Genomic DNA, 17,193 nt, shown 5'->3' on the forward strand with positions numbered 1-17,193 from the left:
TTTTAAATAAGAAATGCATAACAAACCATAGCGACAATACTTGAGACGATAATACTTAAGAAGAATCCTTCTTTAACCATATCTTCAATCTCAATCTCTCCTGTACCATAGGCAATAGCATTAGGAGCTGTCGCCACAGGCAGCATGAAGGCACAACTAGCAGCCATCGCTGCGGGTATCATAAGTACCTCAGGGTTTATTCCGGATGATATAGCTGCAGCAGCTAATATAGGCATTAGTAACGTTGCCGTTGCCGTATTACTGGTTATTTCAGTCAAGTAGGTAACCACCAAACAAATAGTCAATATCATTAGCATTGGCGGTAGGCTAGATAGTGACGTTAACCACTCGCCAAGAATGGTACTAAGACCCGAAGCAGTAAAACCTTTAGCGATTGCAATACCACCGGCAAACAATAACAACATGCCCCACGGGATTGAATTAGCCGTTTTCCAATCAAGTAATCTACCGCCTTTGCCATTAGGTACGACAAACATAATAACTACGGCCAACAGCGCTACTGTGCTATCACCGGCAATCTTTATCTCCAGCAATGAACTCCAGCCACCAAAGGGTTCACCTCTAGTTATCCAAGCTAGAGCCGTTAAACCAAATACCCATAAGGTACGCTTTTCTTCAGCTCTCCATTTACCCAACTCAGGTAAGTGTATCTCATGCTCAAGTTTAACGTTACGTGTTAACCATAGCGCCATTATCGGCAATGATATAAGCACCACAGGAACACCGATTTTCATCCAGGCAAGGAAGCCAAACTCTTTACCGGTATGCTCTTCATAGATAGCCGCGAAGATTATGTTAGGAGGAGTGCCAATCAAAGTACCTAGTCCACCAACACTAGCCGCATAAGCGATACCTAAGATCAGAGCCACCTTCAACTTTTTATTATCTACATGGCTTAGTATTGCTAACGCCATAGGTAACATGATTAAAGTAGTAGCAGTGTTTGATATCCACATACTCAAGAAACCAGCAGCCAGCATAAAGCCTAGCACTAATCGTCTACCGCTAGAGACACCTACAAGCCGAACCATGTAAACAGCTAACCTTTCATGCGCGCCACTTTTCTCTAATGCTTTTGACAGCATAAAGGCGCCCATCAATAATAAGATGACATGGCTTCCTAATGAGGAAGCCACGGTTTTGTGATCAAGTATTCCGAACATTGGCAGCAGTGCAAATGGCACCAGTGATGTGGCAGGGATAGGAATGGCTTCGGTGACCCACCATATTACTGTCAGTAGGGTAATGGCTGAGGCTATGGCAGGTTGCTCGGCTAAACCAAAGTGGCTAAGCAATAAGTAACAGCCAAAAGCCAGCGCTGGCCCTAGAAGGATAAAGTGCTGACGGGTTAATTTCATAATGATGGCAAACTCTATTATTAATAGCACTCAATTAGCGGTGCTTTATTATTGTTTTTTTACTTAGCCAGCAAGGTTATTTTGTAGCAATGGTTTGAATGACATATTTTACCAACAGTTCTATTTATCTACTCCATTGTTATTTATCGTAATTCATCTATTTTCTTAATACTAGTGTCTTTTGCTTAAAGCCATTGTTTACTGATTTACTGTTATCAGTAAGAGGCGGGTCGATAGGGTTATTTATTTCAGTCGTTCGCTAAGCATTTGAGTAACGTTCTTTATTGCCTAACCAGCGCTGAATTAATGCTTGCGCACATTCAGGTTGTTGGCGTGATAATAAATACGCTTTTTGCTGTATTTCAGGTATGAGGTAACCATCACGTACTAGATCGGCAATTTTAAGATCGGCTAGACCGGTCTGTTTGGTGCCTAATAACTCACCCGGACCACGGATTTCCAGATCTTTTTCGGCGATAACAAAACCATCATTACTTTCACGTAATACTTTTAAGCGTTTGACGGCGGTTTTTGATAGTGGTGCTTTATACATCAACACACAAAAAGAGGCGACCGAGCCACGACCAACACGGCCACGTAACTGGTGCAATTGCGCTAAGCCTAAACGCTCTGGGTTCTCAATGACCATTAAACTGGAGTTAGGTACATCAACGCCAACTTCAATGACTGTGGTGGCAATAAGTAGGTGTAGATCACCTGCTTTAAAGGCATCCATAACTTGTTTTTTTTCAGCAGATTTCATGCGGCCATGCACTAAGCCAATTTTTAATTCTGGTAGTTGAGCCGTTAATAAAAGCGCAGTTGCTTCGGCGGCTTGGCACTGTAATACTTCAGATTCTTCGATTAAAGTACATACCCAATACGCTTGTCTACCATCATTCACACAGCCTTGGCGGATACGTTCAATCACATCGGCGCGGCGTGAATCAGGTAATGCCACGGTATTTATCGGGGTGCGACCTGGAGGTAATTCATCAATAATTGAGGCATCTAAATCCGCATAAGCTGTCATCGATAAAGTGCGGGGAATAGGAGTGGCTGTCATGATCAGTTGATGTGGGTATTTATTATCAAAAACGCCTTTTTCGCGCAACGTTAGACGTTGATGAACACCAAATTTATGTTGTTCATCAATAATAACCAGTACCAGGTTTTTAAAGACCACATCGGCTTGAAAGAGCGCGTGTGTGCCAATAATCATTTGCATGGCACCACTTGCAATCTGCTCGAGCGCCAGTCTTTTTGCTTTTACTTTAGTTTTCCCTACCAGCCAACCGACACTGATATCTAGCGGGGTAAACCAGTTGCTGAAATTAATAGCGTGTTGTTCGGCAAGAATTTCAGTGGGTGCCATCAAGGCAACTTGATAGCCCTCACTAATGGCGGTTAATGCGGCAAGGGCAGCAACTAGGGTTTTTCCTGAGCCGACATCGCCTTGTACCAAACGCATCATTGGCTGACTTTTAGCTAGGTCAGCTTTTATTTCAGCTACCACACGTGTTTGCGCCTTGGTTGGCGTAAACGGTAAAGCGTTGAGGAATTTTTGATTGACTTGCTCATCACCCAATAAAGGTATTGCATCATGGCTATCACTATTTTGTCTGATCTTAAGCATGCTTAAGTTGTGAGCCAGTAACTCTTCTTTAATTAAACGTTGCTGTGCTGGGTGGCGGCCTTGCTCTAATTGCTCAATAGAAACGTCTGGTGGCGGACGATGAATAATCGCTAAGGCTTCACCGAGAGAGTATTGTTCATTAAAAAGATTGCTGGGCAGTAACTCTTCTACCTGGCCGCGCTGTAATCGCAGCAAGGCTTGCTCGGTTAGATTGCGTAACGATATTTGCCTTAGACCATCGGTACTAGGGTAAATCGGTGTTAAGGTTTCTTCAGCGGAGGTTAAGGCTCTGTCGTCATCAAGGCTTTTATATTCAGGATGGACAATTTGATAGCCACGGGGTCCGCGTTTTACTTCACCGTAACAACGAATATTTTTACCTATGGCTAAGCTGTTTTTTTGGCTGGCAGAGAAGCTGAAAAAACACAGTTGTATGCTGCCGGTGCCATCATGGAGAGTAACCACCAGCATGCGGCGTTTACCATGAGTTATTTGGTTGTCGGTAATTTCACCAATAATATTGGTTGAGGTACCCACTAATAAATTGCGTACTGTGGTGACACGGGTTTTATCTTCATAACGCATCGGTAGATGAAAGAGCATATCTTGTACTGACAGCAAGCCAATTTTTGCTAATTTTTCCGCTAAACTAGGCCCGACACCTTTGAGTGTACTCAGAGGAACTTGTGATAATAGGCTTAACGCTTCTTCTGCCATTGTTAATACCTAGTCATCAATGTGTTGCCAAGCACTTTTATTCATTTGCATTTTTTGCCACCAGACTTCATTAGCAACAATTTGACCATCCTCATCAATTTCAGGGTAAGGTAAGCCCTTACGCTGACAGGCATCGGCAAAAATCGGATGACCACCTTCAAATAAAGTACGCTGACGACGTTCATGGCTTAAGCGAGGTTTATTATACATACCGGCTAATTGACGCTGGCGTTGTGCTTCGTATAAAACAACGGAACAAGCCACTGAAACATTTAATGATTGCACCATGCCAACCATAGGAATGACAATATGTTGATCGGCAAGCTCTAGGGCTACATCAGAGGCGCCAAATTTTTCTTGCCCTAAAATAATAGCGGTTGGTTTGGTATAATCAATTTCGGTAAAATTAACTGCAGTAGCAGACAAATTTGTCACCAATATCTGCATGCCCTGTGCTTTTAATGCGGCAATGGCATCAGCTGTTTTTTGATAGTTATGCACGTCAATCCAGTTCTGACTGCCGGCAGCACTGCCACCACGTACTTCAGCGGCATCACTTTTCCATACAGCATGAACATCACTAACACCAATGGCATCACAAGTACGTACAACCGCGGCTAAATTATGGCTTTTATGCAGACCTTCCATGCAAATGGTTAAATCTGGCTGGCGTTGGTCTAACATGGCGTTAATACGTTTTAATCTTTCTGGAGTCATTGTGGTTTATTCTGTAAAGGTAAAAAGTCTAATCTGTTAGTTTTAAGTGTTGCTGCACGAACAAGCAAGACGCGTAAACATAGCCAATATGTTAAATGAATGAAATTTAGGCAAAGCCGTCACGCTGTGAGTTCATGGAGCTTATGCTTTTCTATAAAAGAATAAGCACAGTGACTTGAACGAACAGCGCAGACAATGCCGAATAAATATCAGGCATGACACATATATTAATTAACGCTAGGCAGTTCCATTATACCGTCAATTTCTATTTCAACATCTTTAGGCAATCTAGACACTTGTACCGCAGCTCTTGCTGGATAAGGCTGAGTAAAGTAACGGCTCATAATATCATTTACCGTGGCAAAGTTACTTAGGTCCGTAAGGTAGATATTTACTTTTACCATATTGTTAATTTCACCACCCGCCGCTTCACAGACAGCGACTAGGTTTTTAAATACTTGTTCAGCTTGTTCAGTAAAACCACCTTCAACCACTGCCATGGTTTCGGCAATAAGAGGAATTTGTCCTGATAAATAAACAGTATTATTTACTTTTACCGCTTGGCTGTATGTACCAATGGCACTTGGAGCTTTGTCTGTACTGATAATACTTTTCATAATACTTCCTGTTGTTAACTGCTGGAGCTTATCGCTCAATTTGCTAATTTTTCCGTGTCATCATTGAGTACTAAATTAGACAAAATGGTCTTAGGCCTTGCCGTCATTAATGGGCAAAGCACTGTTATTATTTATTGCGGATGACACGTTGTACATCAATCATTACTTTAATCTTGCGAATAATATCAGCTAAGTGAATACGATCGCGGCAGGTGATTTCCATATCGATTACGTATAAACCCGCTTCTTTTTCACCTGAGTTTAAGCTATGGACATTGGAGTTGCATCGAGCGATAACATTGGTTAGTAATGCCAGCGCACCTTGATGATTGACGATTTCCACTCGTAGCTTAGCAATAAATTCTTTATCAATATCATTGTCCCATCTTACTGGGAACAAGCTAACTTGGTCATGACCTTTGATATTGCGGCAACCTTGCTGGTGGACCATTAAGCCTTTACCTGGACTTAAGTAAGCTAAAATTGCATCACCTGGGATAGGGCGACAACATTTACCGTAATTTACTAACATGCCTTCGGTGCCTCTTATCGGCATTTTAGCTTTAGTGCTGTTCGGGTCTAGCTCGGTCTCTTCGGTAAAACCATCGGTTAGCTGTCGGGCAATACCTATACTCAGCGCATTACCCAAACCAATATTGGTCAGTAAATCATCAAAATTAGCATTACCACTTTGTTGTACTACTTCATCAATTTTTTCTTTGGCTAAATCTTCAAGTTTTGTTTCACCCAGGGCATGACTTAATAAACGCAGGCCTAAAGCATGGGATTCGTCTTTTTCGCAACTTCTTAAGTAAGTTCTGATTTGTAAACGTGCTTTGGAGGTGACAACAAAGTTTAGCCAGGTCGCATTCGGTCGGGCTGCCGTAGAGGTAATTACTTCTATGGTTTGTCCTGAATCTATCGGTTGGCTCATTGGATAAGGTTTTCGGTCGACCTTCACACCAACACAAGAGTTGCCGACATCGGTGTGCACTGCATAAGCAAAATCTATAGCGGTGGCGCCCATGGGCAACTCAATAATTCGGCCATTAGGGGTAAAGACATAAATTTCTTCTGGAAATAAGTCTGATTTAACGTTTTCAATAAACTCAAAAGAGCTACCTGCGCTTTGTTGTAGCTCAAGTAAACTTTGCATCCAACGACGCGCTTTCATTTGTGCCGTTGTGCCAGTGTTTTTACCGTCTTGCTTGTAGAGCCAGTGAGCGGCAATACCTTTATCCGCCATTTGATCCATATCTTGGGTACGAATTTGAATTTCTACCGGAATGCCATGGGGGCCAATTAATGATGTATGCAGTGATTGGTAACCGTTAGTTTTAGGGATAGCGATGTAATCTTTAAACCGTGATTCAATGGGTTTGAAGAGATTATGCACGGCACCTAAGGCGCGGTAGCAGTTGTCAATTTTCTCAGTAACGATAACGCGAAAAGCATAGATATCCATGACTTCATTGAACATTAATTCCTTATTAAGCATCTTCTTATAAATCGAATACAGGTGCTTTTCTCTACCGATAACCTGTGCTTCAATACCGCTTTCCTTTAAACGAGCCGAAATTTCTTTTTCAATATTATCAATAATAGCTTTACGATTACCACGGGCGCTTTTTACCGCTGATTTTAAAGCACGTGACCGCATAGGGTAAAGCGCTTCAAAGCCTAATAGCTCTAATTCGTTTTTTATATCATGAATACCTAAACGGTTCGCTATGGGGGCATAAATCTCTAAGGTTTCGCGGGCAATACGACGTCGTTTATCAGGTCGTAAAGAACCAAGGGTGCGCATATTATGGGTACGGTCGGCAAGTTTAATTAAAATAACACGAATGTCTTGCACCATGGCAAGTACCATTTTACGGAAGTTTTCCGCTTGCCTCTCTTCTTGGTTAGTAAACTTTAATTTATCGAGTTTACTTACGCCTTCAACGAGTTCTGCTACGGTATGACCGAAAAGTTCCGCTAATTCATCCTTGGTAACGTCGGTATCTTCAATAACATCGTGTAATAAAGCAGCCATGAGGGTTTCATGGTCTAAATGCATTTGGGCTAAGTTAATCGCTACGGCAACTGGATGAGTAATATAAGGATCACCACTTGAGCGCATTTGGCCATCATGGGCATCACGTGCTACGACATAGGCGTGTTTAAGCAGATCAACTTGTACTTTTGATAGGTAGGTCGAGGTAAGTTCTTTTAATGGTTCAAATAGGTACACCTAATACTCCAAATTAAGGGGGAAAAAGGGGGAGTTCGAGTATCTACCCTAGTATATACTCATGTTACCTCGAACTGCATAGTTGAAGTTTCTTGAGTTTAGATAGAATACGCGGCAATACGCTCTATTTACAAGGAAAATCATACCAGTTCATTAAGTTTATGATCTTGTTGTCGGCAGGGAAAATAAATCAGGGCAAGGTGTACTATTGACCAATAGCTGGCTATTGGCATTGAGAGCAACGTCGCCTTGGCGTATTTTAACCAGCACCAGTGGCCAGTAACTTAGTTAAACTGCTATTTAAAGCTGAACGAATAAAAAACGCGTAGCCTATTTTCTGAGATAAAGCAGAATAAGGTACGCGTTTTAAGTGCTTAAAACTAAAGCCTTCTCTAGATAGAAGGCATCAACTCTAGCTTAATTCGTCTTGTTGACCACCAACAATCGCGGCAACAGCATCTAATTCAGCTGTATCTCGCTGGATTTGCTGTTGACGATCAGAAGCATCCATAATTTCGGTAGTAATTAAGCCTGCTTCGATTTCACGCAAAGCAATTACCGTTGGTTTGTCGTTTTCGACGTCAACCAATGGTTCTTTTCCGCCCGTTGCGATTTGACGAGCACGACGTGATGCAACTAGCACCAAATCAAAACGATTACCGATTTTCTCTACGGCCTCTTCAACAGTTATGCGAGCCATCCGGTCACTCCAACTAATAAACAACTTACAAAATAGCTGCGTAGTCTACTGCCCACTCACTAATTAAGCAAGCAATACCATGTCTATTAAGTTATATCCCACTCAATGGAAATTAATAGCATTGGTATTATCGCCACACAACCAAGGGCATATCTTATTATAGTACTTATTTAGCAGTTTTTGTTGCTTCATTATTTAATAGCGTGCTAAATAATTCTTGTTGGGCAATGGTTTGCTGGCGGCATTTTAGCCGTTGATTATTTACCACAGTAGTTAGATCAAGCAAGGCTTGGTCGAAGTTGTCATTAACGATAATGTAATCAAATTCATGATAATGAGAGCATTCTGCTTGCGATTGCGCCATACGGCTGGCGATTACTTCATCACTGTCTTGGCCGCGAGATCGTAAGCGACTTTCTAGCTCTTCTTTTGAAGGCGGGCTAATAAAAATAGTGGTTACGTTCGGTTTTTTCATGCGAACTTGTTGAGCGCCTTGCCAATCAATATCAAGAAATACATCAATACCTTGGGCAAGTTGTGCATCGATAGCGGCAGCAGACGTACCGTAATAGTTACCAAATACTTCCGCATACTCATAAAAGGCATGGTTATTTATTTGTTTTTTAAACTCGGTAACACTAACAAAATGATAATGTTCGCCATTATTTTCACCAGGACGAGCATCTCGCGTGGTATGTGAAACTGATACCTGCATAGCTCTGGCTGATGTTTGCTTATCTTGCTTTAGTAAAGCCTTAATAAGGCTTGATTTTCCGGCACCACTTGGCGCAGAAAGAATAAATAAATTACCGGGAACAATCACAGGGTTTTCCTTTAAAACAAACTTGCATCACAGATGAGTAGTACTAAATTGAGTGATTAATTACTCATTTAGTTATAAATTTTTGCCAATAAAAAAGGCTGGGCATTATTTTACTCTATTAGAATAAAAAAAGCTCAGCCTGTCTGACGGTAAGCAATATTAATTTTTGTATTTGCGCGATTACTTTTCTTAAAAATAAGCCGCCTACCGTTATTGCCAGTAGGCGGGAACTTGTTCGCGCTCTTTACAATATTTTAGCAATAGATTTTGCTAAGTAATCAACATTACTATTGGCAATACCAGCGATACTCATACGGCTAGAGCCGACCATATAAATGCTGTATTCATCTTGTAGCTGTTGCACTTGCTCAGGGGTAATACCTAAGAAAGAGAACATACCACTTTGACGTTGAATAAAGCTAAAGTCGCGAGTTACGCCATTTTCTACAAGCTTATCAACGATTAATTTGCGGTTGCCATTAATGCGATCACGCATTTCTTTTAATTCGCCATACCATTCATTACGTAGTTCATCAGAACTTAGGATAGTTTCTACAATAGCGGCACCATGTGCTGGTGGCATAGAATAAATAACACGTATCACATAAAGTAAGACCGACTTAGCGATATCAACCGCTGTGCTGGATTCACCTATGATGGTACAAGCACCAATACGGTCACGGTATAGACCGAAGTTTTTCGAGCATGAACTACAGACGATCATTTCTTTAACCGTGTCAGCCATTAAACGTAAACCGTAAGCATCTTCGTCTAAACCAGCGCCAAAACCTTGGTAAGCCATATCAATTAACGGCATAAAACCAACATTTTTAGCGACTTCAGCAACTTGTTGCCATTGTTCTTTGTTTAAATCCATACCACTTGGGTTATGACAACAAGCGTGTAATAACACCACATCATCACTGCTAACTTCTTTAAGCGCATTTAACATGCCATCAAAGTCTAAGCTTTTGTTTTCATAATCGTAATAAGGATACGTTTTAACGGTTAAACCCGCAGCTTTAAATAAACCGGTGTGATTTGCCCAGGTTGGATTACTTACCCAAATGGTAGCGCCGGCTTTACAAGATTTGATAAATTCAGCAGCAACACGTAAAGCACCAGTACCACCAGGGGTAGATACGGTACGAGCACGATTTTGGTTTAATACTTTATGCTCAGCGGTAAAAATAAGCTTAGCCATTTCATCGTTGAATAACTCTGAACCAGTAGGACCAATATAAACCTTGGTGTCTTCTGTCTTTAGGCGATGTTGTTCGGCTTTTTTTACACAATTAAGTATGGCAGTGTGACCTGCTTCATTTTTGTATACGCCAACACCTAAATCGATTTTATTTGGGTTGTTATCTTTTCTATATTTAGCTAATAATCCAAGAATTGGATCGGCAGGCAAAGCCTTTAAACTACCAAACATGACAGAAGTTTACCTTATGTTAGAGGAGAGTTACCTCAATAAGGCATCATCGCGCTTATGAGTCTAAACTCTCTAATTTTTAATCACTCAAGCATAACGTAAAGTTAGGGCGCAATTAAAGAGATTTCTATGCCATATAGTGACAAAACTAAGATTAATTTGTACGGATTTTGGCTTTATTTTATAAGTGCCATCGCGTTGTTCAATAAAACCCTGAATAGCTATCAGGGTAAATAATAATTAGAAACTATTAGTAAGTGCTGCAACCAGGCCAATAACACCACCAAATATACCGCCCCAGACCACTAACCAACCTAAGTGTTTTTTGATCATTTTTTGAATGATCTCTTTGACTAACAGCGGTGTTAATTCACTGAGGCGCTTTTCGATAATATCGCTAACTTTATCCCGTATACCGGAAATCATATCCGGTTGTTCTAATTCTTCTCGCAGTAGAGTATTAAATTGCTCACTTTGGGTGATTTCCTGCATGGCGAGTTTCATCTTGGCAATAAAGGGTTCTCTCATTGGCTGAATTGCTTCACTGCCGCCAACCATGTCAAGCATAGGTCCAAATGACGATTGTTCAATAACTTCAACTAAACTATTGAATGCCGGACTAAGGTCGACTTTATCAATAACGGGGGCTAAGTTAATGGTGCTGGCTTTACCTGAACTGTCAGAAAGAAATCGGTCGATGTTTGCTTCGGTAAAAAATTCTTCCATCATTAATTGACCAATGGCTACTTTGAATTCTTCAAAACGCGCAGGAATAACGCCAGAGCCGTATAGTAGTGGTACTTTTTCAAAGAGCATATGCACGGCAAGCCAGTTAGTGATGGCACCAGATAAAGCAAAAAGTCCCACAGTAAAAAGAAGATGTTGTTCGCTAACATAGCCCGCTAATGTAAAAGTTAACGCAATAAGGTTGGTAATAAGGCTTTTGTTCACGAGCTACTCCACAATGATTTGGTTAAATAAAGGCGGCTATGATAGCATTTAATTTACTTGCCTTAAAAATAGATGCGATTGTGCCATGAAAGTTACTTTAAAAACTGTGCTGACGTTAGCAACGTTATTTTTTATTAGTGTTTGCGGTGCCGATGATTCTTCGTGGCGAAAATTGTCACTGAACAATACTGTGTTATTAACCTTACCCCATGGCCAAGTGGTGATCGAATTGGCGCCACAATTTTCGCCAAAAAATGCCGCGCAATTTAGCAAGTTAACGCAACAAGGTTTTTATGATGGTACCAAGTTCTATCGTGTTATCGACGGGTTTGTTGCGCAAGCCGGGCCAAAAGATGGTAGTAAAAAAGACAAGTCCGTACCGCTATTAGCAATGGAATCAGAATGGCAAACTGATAGTAAATGGACCTATACGCCAGTACAGCAACACGATTTATTTGCCCCGCAAACTGGCTTTAAACAGGGTTTTGCTTTGGCTTATCAAGCAGGTGAAAATGATAGCCTAGGTACAGCGTGGTTAACACATTGCCCAGGTACTATAGCAATGGCTAGAAACAATGCTGCGGATTCTGCCTCGAGTCATTTTTACTTTGTTATTGGCCAAGCGCCGCGTTATTTAGACCGAATTATGACCATATTTGGTCGCGTGGTTTATGGTATGCAACATATTCAAGCAATACAGCGCACTGCAGTTATTGACGGCGATGATGCAGTTAAGCCGCGTCACTTTACTAAAATAGTCAGTATGCAGTTAATGAGTGATGTAGCAAAAGCTGAGCAAATACATCTTGAAGTCGAGAATACTGAATCAACGGCATTTGCCGAGCGCTTGGTACAACGCCGTACACGTGACAGTGCCTTTTTCTACAAAAAACCACCGCCAGTACTCGATGTTTGCCAAATTCCAATTAGAAGTAGGCTAATTAAGTAAATATTAAGCTAGTTTAACCGTTAACTAGCTAATTCCACTAGCGGCAAGTGGCATGAGTATAGTCGCTTGTATAAAGTTGTCATTATTTGGTGGTTTTATTGCTTTATGAAGGTGTAATTTTATCAACATGTTAAACTAGGTTATTAATAGTAGCTGTTACCTATCACTAATAACTAATTAGGGTCGATATTTTGCCGTCATTAAGCTTATTAAAAACACGTTTTCTTGAACTAACCGCTAAGCACAATGCCCTAGCTGTTGTTACTTTACTCAGTCTGTCCGCACTAAGTAGCAATGCTTGGGCAGACATTCAACCCCGCAGTGCTAGCCTTAATTATTCGCAAAAATCATTATCTAATGCCGGTAACCCTGCGGCGGCGGCCTTAATTGTTGCCCGAAAAGATCCGCAGGTGATGACGGGTGGCTCTATCGAATTGGGTGGCGGCATTGAATACGGCAATCTCGATGAATTATTTGCCAAAATCGATGAATTATCTTTTTTGTTTAATCCACCCGGTGCAGGCGATGATGGTAGTCAGCCATCTGAACCACCATCATCGCCAACAGTAGAAAACCCAAGCAGAGATTACACTTGGCAAGATCTCTTTGCCAATACTCCTGAGTTAGCCGATCGCCTTGATATCATTAAAGTCAAAATAGCCACTACTGCAGCAGCGTTAGCTTTGATTGCTACTGAGGGCTATGGCAAAGCCGAAGCCACTAGTAATGCCAGCCTTGTGCTGAGTAAAGACTTATTAGGTGGTACTTTATTGTTTGGCATGTCTTTTAAAGGTAATTCAAAAGCGGTAGGGATTTTTGAGGATATTAACCTTGATGTCGAGCAAGCGCGAAGTGAGTTGCAAAGAATTCCGACTTTTACTGAAAATGACCCAGTGCAAGAGCTTGATCTCTCCGGCGGTATCAGTTTATTTTATAATCCGGCCAATAATAAATTCAAAATGTCTGTGGACAATGACAGTCTATTATTGATTAAAGCGGCAAAAGTATCACAGTTCTCCTTGTCTTATAGTCGTAAGGCACTGGCAAGTGATGCAGGAGATTTATACTGGGGGGTTAAGCCGACTTTTTATCGTGTTGGTTTAACGAATGTCGGTACGCGTATTGGTGATATTACCGATACCGAAGGCTTGTTTGACGATATAAAAAATGCTGACTTTATTTATGAGAATGGTTATGACCTTGATTTAGGTATTGTTTGGGCAGCTGATCATTATCAGCTGGGTGCTGCATTGACTAGCTTATTCGAACACACCTATGACTTTCCTGAGCTTGATAGACGGCGGTTTAGTTCCGCAAGTATTCTCAGCCTGTTGAATGAGCACGAGGTATTTACCATGGAACGTCAGCTGAAGCTTGAAGCCGGTATATATACCGATCAGCGCCATTGGAGCTTAAATGTTGAATTAGATGCTAACCCTATTGATGACCCTATGCATGACGAGTATCAATGGTTTACCTTAACGGCAGGCTATGCTGGCGATAGTTGGTGGTTACCCAGCGCACGTTTAGGTATGAGCAGAAATTTAGCCGGTACTGGCTTAGGTTATGTTAATGCCGGCGTTACCGTACTGAAATTTATTAATCTTGATGTTGCCACTACCATAGATAAGGTTATTTTAAATGGAAATGAGCTGCGGCGCGGCATTAATCTGCGTTTAGGTATACAATTTGATTACTAGCTGGCTAGCACAATAGTGCTTTTATAATGTAGCTTTATAGTGCAGCTTTATAGCTAATCTTAATAATATCAAAAATACGCTCACCTTCAGGGGCTTTTACTACCACTTCATCGTCAATAGATTTGCCTAATAATGCGCGAGCCATAGGCGAATCGATACTGATTTCTCCTCGTTTAACGTCCCATTCATCCGGGCCAACCAGACGATAAACCACTTCAATATCATCTTCAGTAACTAAGGTCACCCAAGCACCAAAAAATACCCGTCCTTCTTGCTGGGGATCTGGATAGACTATATTTAAGTCTTCGGTACGCTTCATTAAAAAACGTACTCTTCGGTCTATCTCACGTAAACGGCGCTTGCCATAGATATACTCAGCATTATCACTGCGATCGCCTTGCGCTGCTGCTTCACTGACTGAGCGAGTAACTTTAGGGCGTTCATCTTTCCAAAGAAATTTTAACTCTTTATCTAAACGGTCCCAGCCTGCGCGGGTAATGTAATTTGATCTTTTCATAGCAAGATATCTTTTATTGGTTTCGCTTCGCAGCACATAATATCAATAATAATCTGTTTATTGCTATTAATGCTTTTTTATATGTTTTACCTCATTGCGAGCGATAAAAGTGTAGCAAGTAGCGAACAGAGTCCGCTTGGCAGTGAGTAATTTCATTACCTTAGCCTAGGTAATTTTCGTCAGAATAGTTTTCTGTTATCATGTCTGTCTACTCTTAATGCTGTTGGAATTTCAATTTAATGTTAACTATTGCCGAGCAAATTGCTCAAGAACTCAATGTTAACGCGGTACAAATTAATGCCGCTATTACCTTACTTGATGATGGCTCTACCGTGCCATTTATTGCCCGTTACCGTAAAGAAGTCACCCAAGGGTTAGACGATAATCATTTGCGTCATTTAGCACAGCGGTTAAGTTATTTACGGGAACTAGAGGATCGCCGTCAGGTGATTTTAACCAGTATCAAGCAGCAAGATAAGCTTAGCGCTGAGCTGGAAAAATCAATTCAGCAAGCCGATAATAAAACTCGTTTAGAAGACTTATATTTACCCTATAAGCCAAAGCGCCGTACTAAAGGCAAGATAGCCAGTGAGGCCGGTATCACGCCTTTGGCGAATAAACTATTCAATAACTGGCAACTTTCTCCTGAGCAGGAAGCTAAAGCTTTTATAAATGAGGCGGCTGGTTTTGCCGAGGTAAAAGCGGTACTTGAGGGGGCGAGTTATATTTTAGCCGAACGTTTTAGCGAAGATGCCAATTTATTAGCAAAGCTGCGTCGTCACTTATTAAAACAGGCGCACTTAACCAGCAAGCTTGTTAAGGGCCAAGATAAAGCCGCCGCAAAATTTCGTGATTACTTTGAGCATAGTGAGAAACTGAGAACTGTACCTTCACATCGAATGTTAGCGATGTTACGTGGTAGGAATGAAGGTTTTTTACAGCTTAATATTGATGTCGATCCCGGACAAGATGCCAGGGCATGTAGTAGCGCAGAACAAATTATTAGTGAGCACTTAACGTTGCGGTTAACTAAACAAGCAGGTGCTGAATTCTTAACCAAGGTAGTGCAATTAACTTGGAAAGCTAAATTAAGTATCAGTTTAACTAATGAATTACTCAGTAGTTTACGCGAGCAAGCAGAAACACAAGCGATCGATGTTTTCTCTAATAACCTTGCTGATTTGTTAATGGCTGCACCAGCTGGACCACAAGTGACTCTTGGCTTGGATCCGGGTTTAAGAACCGGTTGTAAAATTGCCATTGTTGATGGCACCGGAAAATTATTATACACCACCACTATATTCCCGCATGTGCCACAAAAACACTGGGATAAATCCGTGCGCACCCTAGTCAGTATTTGTCGCCAACATAAAGTAGAGCTAGTGGCTATTGGTAATGGCACTGGTTCACGTGAAAGTGACAAATTAGTTGCCGAGGTTATACAAAGCTTTAAAGACGATGAAAGTAAATTAACACTCACTAAAATGATTGTTAGTGAGGCCGGCGCCTCTGTTTATTCTGCCTCTGAATTTGCTGCCAATGAATTTCCTGACCTAGATGTATCATTACGTGGCGCAGTTTCTATTGCCCGACGATTACAAGATCCCTTGGCTGAATTAGTAAAAATTGACCCGAAAGCAATAGGGGTTGGCCAATATCAGCATGATGTCAGTCAGAGCCAACTGAGTAAAACCCTTGACGATGTCGTTGAAGATTGTGTCAATGCTGTTGGTGTTGACTTAAACAGTGCGTCAGCAGCGTTATTGACACGTGTTTCAGGGTTAAACAAAACTATGGCTAATAACATTGTTGCTTTTCGAGATAGCCACGGGCGTTTTACTAATAGAAAACAATTGAAAAAAGTTGCCCGCTTAGGGCCAAAAGCTTATGAGCAAGCAGCCGGTTTTTTACGTATTACTGACGGAGATAACCCGTTAGATCAGTCGGCCTTACATCCGGAAAGTTATGCCTTGGTAGAGAAAATTATCAAACAATTACAACTGAATGTAACTGAGGTACTAAATAACAGTGCACAATTAAAAGCGTTAGATATAAGTCAGTTAACAAATGATGACTTTGGTGAAGTCACGGTCAAGGGAATTATTGAAGAGCTAGCAAAACCAAAGAGAGATCCGCGCCCTGAGTTTAAAACCGCGAGTTTTGCTGAAGGTGTTCATACTATGGCAGACTTAATCCCTGGCATGATACTTGAGGGTGTGGTCTCTAATGTGGCTAATTTCGGTGCTTTTGTTGATATTGGTGTACACCAAGACGGTTTAGTACATATTTCATCAATAACTGATAAGTTTATCAGTGACCCACGTGAAATTGTCAAGGCGGGGGAAATTGTTAAGGTAAAAGTGTTAGAAGTTGATGCGGCTCGTAAGCGTATCAGTTTAACCATGCGATTGGATGAGCAAACTAATGCCCGAGTTAACAAGCCTTATCAAGCTAAAGAGGGTGGTAAGCGCGATAGCAATAAAGTGAAAAATCAGCAAAACAGTAGCCATAATCAAAAAAAACCATCAGCAACGCAAAATAAATCGAAAGTTAAAAAAGGTGATAATGCCGCTATGGGTAACGCTTTCGCCGATGCTTTTGCTAAATTTAAGAAATAAAAGACAGTTTTATTAAATTAACTGTCGAAATAGTGTTGACTAACGTAATGAGAATGATTATCATTCGTTTCGTTGCTTAGGCAGTGAATGCTCTCTCACTAAATAAGCAACAGCAAAGCACGGAACTTAGTGGTTATGCTCCAGGACACATAACCACTAGGTACCTACTTTGGCCTTATACGGAGTTTAATTCGACTT

The 17,193-nt window shown here is 41.2% G+C and carries 13 protein-coding genes; 3 read left to right on the plus strand and 10 right to left on the minus strand.

Annotated features, from left to right (window positions below):
- Positions 1-2: 2 nt before the first annotated feature.
- The 9 genes from MTCD1_RS05820 to MTCD1_RS05860 all read right to left on the minus strand — a co-directional run bounded on the left by MTCD1_RS05820 (position 3) and on the right by MTCD1_RS05860 (position 11,211).
- Entirely contained in the window at positions 3-1,379 is a 1,377-nt protein-coding gene (locus tag MTCD1_RS05820; protein ID WP_057183395.1) for an SLC13 family permease, read from the minus strand.
- Between the two features lie 259 nt (positions 1,380-1,638).
- A complete protein-coding gene (gene recG / locus MTCD1_RS05825) occupies positions 1,639-3,732 on the minus strand; it encodes an ATP-dependent DNA helicase RecG (RefSeq protein ID WP_057183393.1) in 2,094 nt (697 codons plus the stop codon).
- A gap of 9 nt (positions 3,733-3,741) precedes the next feature.
- On the minus strand, positions 3,742-4,449 hold the full coding sequence (gene trmH / locus MTCD1_RS05830; RefSeq protein ID WP_057183391.1) for a tRNA (guanosine(18)-2'-O)-methyltransferase TrmH: 708 nt from the start codon (positions 4,447-4,449) through the stop codon (positions 3,742-3,744).
- Positions 4,450-4,676: 227 nt separating this feature from the next.
- Positions 4,677-5,069 (minus strand): RidA family protein, encoded by a 393-nt coding sequence (locus tag MTCD1_RS05835; RefSeq protein WP_197410313.1) that lies wholly within the window; start codon positions 5,067-5,069, stop codon positions 4,677-4,679.
- Positions 5,070-5,193: 124 nt separating this feature from the next.
- Entirely contained in the window at positions 5,194-7,302 is a 2,109-nt protein-coding gene (gene spoT, locus MTCD1_RS05840) for a bifunctional GTP diphosphokinase/guanosine-3',5'-bis pyrophosphate 3'-pyrophosphohydrolase (RefSeq protein WP_057183387.1), read from the minus strand.
- Between the two features lie 412 nt (positions 7,303-7,714).
- Entirely contained in the window at positions 7,715-8,002 is a 288-nt protein-coding gene (gene rpoZ, locus MTCD1_RS05845) for a DNA-directed RNA polymerase subunit omega (RefSeq protein WP_057183385.1), read from the minus strand.
- A 166-nt stretch (positions 8,003-8,168) separates the two neighbouring features.
- The gene (gene gmk, locus MTCD1_RS05850) at positions 8,169-8,825 is read right to left on the minus strand and encodes a guanylate kinase (RefSeq protein ID WP_082606612.1); all 657 of its coding nucleotides are present in this window, start codon (positions 8,823-8,825) and stop codon (positions 8,169-8,171) included.
- 244 nt (positions 8,826-9,069) lie between these two features.
- On the minus strand, positions 9,070-10,260 hold the full coding sequence (locus MTCD1_RS05855; protein ID WP_057183383.1) for an amino acid aminotransferase: 1,191 nt from the start codon (positions 10,258-10,260) through the stop codon (positions 9,070-9,072).
- Positions 10,261-10,500: 240 nt separating this feature from the next.
- Positions 10,501-11,211 (minus strand): DUF445 domain-containing protein, encoded by a 711-nt coding sequence (locus MTCD1_RS05860; protein ID WP_057183381.1) that lies wholly within the window; start codon positions 11,209-11,211, stop codon positions 10,501-10,503.
- 85 nt (positions 11,212-11,296) lie between these two features.
- Between MTCD1_RS05860 and MTCD1_RS05865 the strand changes: the two genes are divergently transcribed.
- Positions 11,297-12,160: a peptidylprolyl isomerase gene (locus MTCD1_RS05865; RefSeq protein WP_057183379.1), complete on the plus strand. Its 864-nt coding sequence runs from the start codon at positions 11,297-11,299 to the stop codon at positions 12,158-12,160.
- 191 nt (positions 12,161-12,351) lie between these two features.
- Positions 12,352-13,860: a conjugal transfer protein TraF gene (traF, locus tag MTCD1_RS05870; RefSeq protein ID WP_057183377.1), complete on the plus strand. Its 1,509-nt coding sequence runs from the start codon at positions 12,352-12,354 to the stop codon at positions 13,858-13,860.
- A 34-nt stretch (positions 13,861-13,894) separates the two neighbouring features.
- Here the strand turns inward: traF and greB are convergent, their stop codons facing one another.
- A complete protein-coding gene (gene greB, locus MTCD1_RS05875; RefSeq protein WP_057183375.1) occupies positions 13,895-14,377 on the minus strand; it encodes a transcription elongation factor GreB in 483 nt (160 codons plus the stop codon).
- A gap of 239 nt (positions 14,378-14,616) precedes the next feature.
- Here greB and MTCD1_RS05880 point away from each other — a divergent pair, with 239 nt between their 5' ends.
- A complete protein-coding gene (locus MTCD1_RS05880) occupies positions 14,617-16,995 on the plus strand; it encodes a Tex family protein (RefSeq protein WP_057183373.1) in 2,379 nt (792 codons plus the stop codon).
- Positions 16,996-17,193: the final 198 nt, after the last annotated feature.

It is taken from the genome of Colwellia marinimaniae (assembly GCF_002207865.1).
GTDB lineage: Bacteria > Pseudomonadota > Gammaproteobacteria > Enterobacterales > Alteromonadaceae > Colwellia > Colwellia marinimaniae.

Bases quoted from the DNA above. Each gene is read 5' to 3' on its own strand.
- MTCD1_RS05865 (WP_057183379.1), top strand. From the start codon at position 11,297: ATGAAAGTTACTTTAAAAACTGTGCTGACGTTAGCAACGTTATTTTTT.
- trmH (WP_057183391.1), bottom strand. From the start codon at position 4,449: ATGACTCCAGAAAGATTAAAACGTATTAACGCCATGTTAGACCAACGC.
- MTCD1_RS05880 (WP_057183373.1), top strand. From the start codon at position 14,617: ATGTTAACTATTGCCGAGCAAATTGCTCAAGAACTCAATGTTAACGCG.
- rpoZ (WP_057183385.1), bottom strand. From the start codon at position 8,002: ATGGCTCGCATAACTGTTGAAGAGGCCGTAGAGAAAATCGGTAATCGT.
- greB (WP_057183375.1), bottom strand. From the start codon at position 14,377: ATGAAAAGATCAAATTACATTACCCGCGCAGGCTGGGACCGTTTAGAT.
- MTCD1_RS05855 (WP_057183383.1), bottom strand. From the start codon at position 10,260: ATGTTTGGTAGTTTAAAGGCTTTGCCTGCCGATCCAATTCTTGGATTA.
- recG (WP_057183393.1), bottom strand. From the start codon at position 3,732: ATGGCAGAAGAAGCGTTAAGCCTATTATCACAAGTTCCTCTGAGTACA.
- MTCD1_RS05820 (WP_057183395.1), bottom strand. From the start codon at position 1,379: ATGAAATTAACCCGTCAGCACTTTATCCTTCTAGGGCCAGCGCTGGCT.